Annotated in this window: 7 protein-coding genes; 1 reads left to right on the plus strand and 6 read right to left on the minus strand. The window is 54.8% G+C overall.

What is annotated here, in order from left to right; all coding sequences use genetic code 11:
* Positions 1-124: 124 nt before the first annotated feature.
* From AB3X94_RS41185 to AB3X94_RS41205, 5 genes are all read right to left on the minus strand, one after another.
* Positions 125-274, minus strand: coding sequence for a hypothetical protein (locus AB3X94_RS41185; protein ID WP_368594347.1), 150 nt, complete (start codon positions 272-274; stop codon positions 125-127).
* A gap of 315 nt (positions 275-589) precedes the next feature.
* Positions 590-1,168 carry a hypothetical protein gene (locus AB3X94_RS41190; RefSeq protein ID WP_368614424.1) on the minus strand — a complete coding sequence of 193 codons (579 nt, stop codon included), beginning with the start codon at positions 1,166-1,168 and terminating at the stop codon, positions 590-592.
* A gap of 123 nt (positions 1,169-1,291) precedes the next feature.
* Entirely contained in the window at positions 1,292-1,798 is a 507-nt protein-coding gene (locus AB3X94_RS41195) for a radical SAM protein (RefSeq protein WP_368594349.1), read from the minus strand.
* 6 nt (positions 1,799-1,804) lie between these two features.
* Positions 1,805-2,032: a hypothetical protein gene (locus tag AB3X94_RS41200; protein WP_368594345.1), complete on the minus strand. Its 228-nt coding sequence runs from the start codon at positions 2,030-2,032 to the stop codon at positions 1,805-1,807.
* A complete protein-coding gene (locus AB3X94_RS41205) occupies positions 2,032-2,601 on the minus strand; it encodes a hypothetical protein (RefSeq protein ID WP_368594344.1) in 570 nt (189 codons plus the stop codon). The genes AB3X94_RS41200 and AB3X94_RS41205 overlap by 1 nt, the downstream gene beginning before the upstream one ends.
* Before the next feature lie 163 nt (positions 2,602-2,764).
* Here AB3X94_RS41205 and AB3X94_RS41210 point away from each other — a divergent pair, with 163 nt between their 5' ends.
* Positions 2,765-3,901: an IS110 family transposase gene (locus AB3X94_RS41210; protein ID WP_368594343.1), complete on the plus strand. Its 1,137-nt coding sequence runs from the start codon at positions 2,765-2,767 to the stop codon at positions 3,899-3,901.
* 382 nt (positions 3,902-4,283) lie between these two features.
* Here the strand turns inward: AB3X94_RS41210 and AB3X94_RS41215 are convergent, their stop codons facing one another.
* Positions 4,284-4,676 carry a glycosyltransferase gene (locus AB3X94_RS41215; protein WP_368614425.1) on the minus strand — a complete coding sequence of 131 codons (393 nt, stop codon included), beginning with the start codon at positions 4,674-4,676 and terminating at the stop codon, positions 4,284-4,286.
* Positions 4,677-4,709: the final 33 nt, after the last annotated feature.

Raw genomic sequence — 4,709 nt, forward strand, 5'->3', positions numbered from 1 at the left:
ATGATCCTCAGAAAGCTGCGGCGTTTTTACGTCCTTGTACTTGTCGCATTGCTCAACCGCTCCGCGGCTTCCGCTTCGACACCATGAACGGCGTCGTCGCCGAAAACGAATTATTCAGACCCGACTACTTACGGTCTCCGGGGGAAGGATCGCCATACTGATTACCGGCGACAAACACGCGCGTGCCGTTTGCGTATTGCTGTCGAACCTGATCGGTGACGTCAATGGTGTTGTTCCAGACACCATAAGCCGCATTGCTAATCACTGTACTCATAGTCGTTTCTCCAGAATGTCAAGTTTCACAACCGCCACTCCGATGAGAGTAATTCGGTCGGGTACCTTTACGCGAAATCTATACCAACAAGTCAACACCAAACCTTGAAAGGCGCTTAAAGAACTTCAACGATGGAACCAACACACAAAGCAGACAATTTCGACGATTTCTATCCGTATCGCAACAAAAGCGCTTTACGCCTGCTTACTCATGAGTCAGGGATTTTGCGGACCGGCACCCTATGCTTGAGCGATGGCTCTGATAATCCTTCTCTGCGTGAGCTGGTTCTCAACGGCGTACGCTACAGCGCTCTCCTTAGACTTCCGAGGTCACGAATTGGGTGTTAATCACGGCTTCGACCAGCGTAACTCCATTGGAGGTAAGGGTTACAACATCTCTCTCGATTGTTACCAGCACTTTATCAACCAGCGTTCTGAGCGTGGGGCGAATAATAGGGTTGTCGAAGAAGCTTTTGCCTTCAAAACGCTGTCTGAACACATTGTCACTTACCGGAACCAGTGTGGAGAGGGCCATTTTAAAAGCGTTCACTTCGCGCTGATATGGTGAGACTCCCCGGCTTTCCTCAATGGGCTGATAGTTTTCATCCAGAGCTTCCTTGTATTTTCTGTAGCTGGTGATGTTGATGGCCTCGGCCCGGGCACATTTCGAGCTGCCCCCAAGACCGATCGCCACTTCGGGGTACTGCTTATCGAGGTCGGTCACTAGCCCTTTCCACTTCTTCGGATGCTGATGGTTCCGGTGAAAGTATGTAGTCGGATGTTCGAGATATCCGGGCGAGAGGTACTTCTCAATTAGCTCGCGCATCTGATATTGCTTACCCAGCCCGGGGAAGTTCATCTTATGAATGTTAATAAGCCCCCCTTTTTTTGCCACAGACTTTCTCGCTCGCCGGAAACACCGGTACGCTTTTTCAGAAGCGTTTCCATGTGTAGCTTGGTGCATACCACGTGGGAAAGATCCAGTTCGAGAATTTTCTCGATGTCGTATTTCACATCGTCAACGCTCTGGACGAGCATACCGTAGATAAGGTCGACGACTGACCCAGTCGAAGCCGATTTCGCGCGCGTTAAAAATTGCATCCAAGCACTGTTTGGCGGAATGCATACGCCCGCACGCCGAGATAATACGGTCGTCGAAGGCTTGCGCACCAAAACTGATTTTGGTAAAGCCCAACTCTTTTAACAGTTGGAGGTATTGCTTGGTCAGAGTACCCGGCTCGCCTTCAAAGCGCATGGTAGCAACAGAAAAGTTAAAATGGCCTTGATAAAAATCCATCAGGCACCGCAACTCGGGTTCAGGAAGCAGCGATGGCGTGCCGCCGAAGATGTTGAATTCGCCGACTTCTGCATGTGCGAGACACGGCACGTTCTGAAGCCACATAGTGGCCTCTTTGACGTTGTAAGCCACCAAATCCCGGAACACTGCCTGTGACGAAATGGTCTGTGGATTCAGAGTGATCGTCGGGTACTGACAGAAATGGCAGCGGTAGCGGCAAGTTGGGATATATGCTCAAAGATGAATCTGTTTTGCCTGTTTGATATCACATTCCATGTCATCAAAGAAAGCGCCGAGTGGATAACTACAGATATCGCCATGGAAAACGTGGCAGCCGAACGGATCTTTAAAGACATACTCCAGAAATGCGGTGTTCTCTGGGCGGGAGAGAAAATCGTGTACTCGCGGCACAGGATAATTCGTATCGATAGCATTTAGTGAGTTCAGAATTTCGTTATTCATCAGAATACCCCGCCGTTAGCGAAGTAGTTGCGCGCTTCGCCGGACTCACGGTCTTCACAAAAATAGTAGACAAAGCGCTCGAAATCCTCGGGTTTGACCACATCAAAACACTCCGGCAACGGCGGCGGGAAACCGATATCGTCACCAATGGCGCGGCGCATGGCACTGAAAATTTCATCACGGAACTCGAGATAGAGCCGATAGACTGGGGTTTTGTAGGCGTGGATCGGTTTGAAGTCGACGATTCCTGAATCGCGCATAATTTCATGGATACGCTGATACAGACGGTCAGCCACTGGCCCGGTAAAAAAATGACGCACGGTGATGTCATCCAGCAAAATCTGTGGATTGAGCAGCGCCGGCAACACAATGTTTTTGGGAACGTAGTCTTTAATGGAGTAGCACCAGACCTGCTGTGACTGTGCGGGAGTAGTGTCGTACAGCGTTGACCATTGCTTTTCCTCCCCCGGACGTACATCTTTCATGATGATGATGCCGTCCTGCCCATAGGCAGTACCACTGATTACTTCGTCTAGCATCGTATCGACGCGACGACTGTTAATTTCCACACGGGAATCCCGTGCGTAAGCCGGCTTGCCGCCCTCGGCGATTACCCGGATTCCAAAGTCCCAGTCGTCGGAGAGGTGTTCTACAAAGATGCTATGTGGGACTACCGGAGAAAGGTCCGTTTAGCTAAAACGGAATTTCCAACTCTGTGCGAAGGAGACGGAAATGTCCACGACCCAAGCAGTCCCACAAGACGAGAATACGGCAATCGACGTCGAGCTATATATAAGCTTTGAACTCGGCGACAAATCCTGGATATTGACGGCGAGCGATAGTCGTCGTGGCCCAAGGCGTTACAGCGTGCAAGGCGGCGACACGGCAGCGGTGCTCAATTGTGTACGCCGTGCGAGGGAGCGCTGCCGGCTTGCGCCTGGGGCCAAGGTACATTCCTGCTACGAGGCTGGCCGGGATGGCTGGTGGCTGCACCGCTGGTTGACGGGGCAAGGCATCGACAACCTCGTGGTTGATGCCGCCAGCATTGAAGTGAATCGACGCGCGAGACGGGCCAAAACTGACCGGCTCGACGGCGACAAGCTGCTGACGATGCTCAGGCGCCACCACGCCGGCGAGCGCGTCTGGTCGGTGCTACGCGAGCCCACACCTGAGCAGGAGGACGCTCGCCGCACGCATCGTGAACTGGCCCGGCTGACTCAGGAGCGTGTCGCCCACACGAACCGCATCCGCTCACTGCTGGTGCTGCACAACGTACGTCCGCAGGTCATCATCGGCGGGCGCGACTGGGCGCAGTGGTGGGCAAACCACCGCGGGCAGATACCAGCCGCGCTTTGCGGCGAGATCGAGCGCGAGAGTGCGCGGCTGGCGCTGGTCAGGCAACAGACGAAGATGCTCGAAGCCACCCGGCGCCAGGAGCTGGCCGAGGGCAAGCACCCGCTGGTGGCCCAACTCGCCCAGCTGCGCGCGATTGGCCCCAAGGGCGCCTGGGTGCTGGTCAAGGAAGTGTTCGGTTGGCGACGTTTCGCCAACCGGCGTGAGGTCGCCGGATGTCTGGGACTGACGCCCACGCCGTACGCCAGCGGAAATAGCCAGATCGAACAAGGCATTAGCAAAGCCGGTAACCGACGAGCGCGCACGATACTCGTCGAACTGGCCTGGCGCTGGTTACGCCTGCAGCCCGACAGCCTCATGACTCAGTGGTTCAACCGGCGCTTTGCGGGCAACGGCAAGCGCATGCGACGTGTGGGCATCGTCGCGTTGGCACGACGTCTCGCCATCGCCCTATGGCGTTACCTCGAGCACGGCGAGATTCCGGCCGGGGCTTCGCTCAAAGCTGCTGCTCCTTGAAGTTCCGGGGTCAACATCGTTTGCGTGCCCAAGCAAGGAACACATCATGATCAAAGGTCGACGCACCCGAAACGGCCGGGGGTCACGACACGGTGACCGCCCCCTAAGATGGGGTGCGCCGGTAACTGGGGTTTGCCAGCCAGTGCGCCTCGCGCGCATGCTGCATGAGGTGCAGCACCTTCACATCCTGCACGGATAGAAGTTCGTTCCGGCACTGGCTGGAACGCTCGTCATACCCCGGCCTGGGATCAGGATCAAGCCACCGTGCAGCACGCCCGCTTCACATCACACGCAATACAAAGGTGCTGGGATGAAATCTGATCCGCTTACCTGACGATCGAACACGGCTTGACAAACAAGTCCCCATAGAAGCGGCCGTTGCTCAGCTGATAGAAGATTTCGATACCTCCCACTTTGTCGTACAGAGTCCGCTCCACGGCAAAACCCTTGCCGTCGGGAAAACCGCCGAAGAGCGAAAACGACACCTCCCGGCAGCGCAGGGTTTTTTGGATTTCCCGGAAAAGGTGGGACGATTGCGGAATGCTTCTTCGTTGTAGTAGTAGTTGCAGGTGCCAATATCCCCGTTTTCCTCTACCATCTTTTCAATCAGCGCATGCAGCCAGTACGGGTCTACGGTGCAGTCAGCATCGGCGGAAACAATGTAATGTTTTTTCTGAGTCCCTAGTCGGGTCTGAATAATTCGTTTTCGGCGACGACGCCGTTCATGGTGTCGAAGCGGAAGCCGCGGAGCGGTTGAGCAATGCGACAAGTACAAGGACGTAAAAACGCCGCAGCTTTCTGAGGATCA

Source organism: Paraburkholderia sp. BR10923, assembly GCF_040948765.1.
Classification (GTDB): Bacteria; Pseudomonadota; Gammaproteobacteria; order Burkholderiales; family Burkholderiaceae; genus Paraburkholderia; species Paraburkholderia youngii.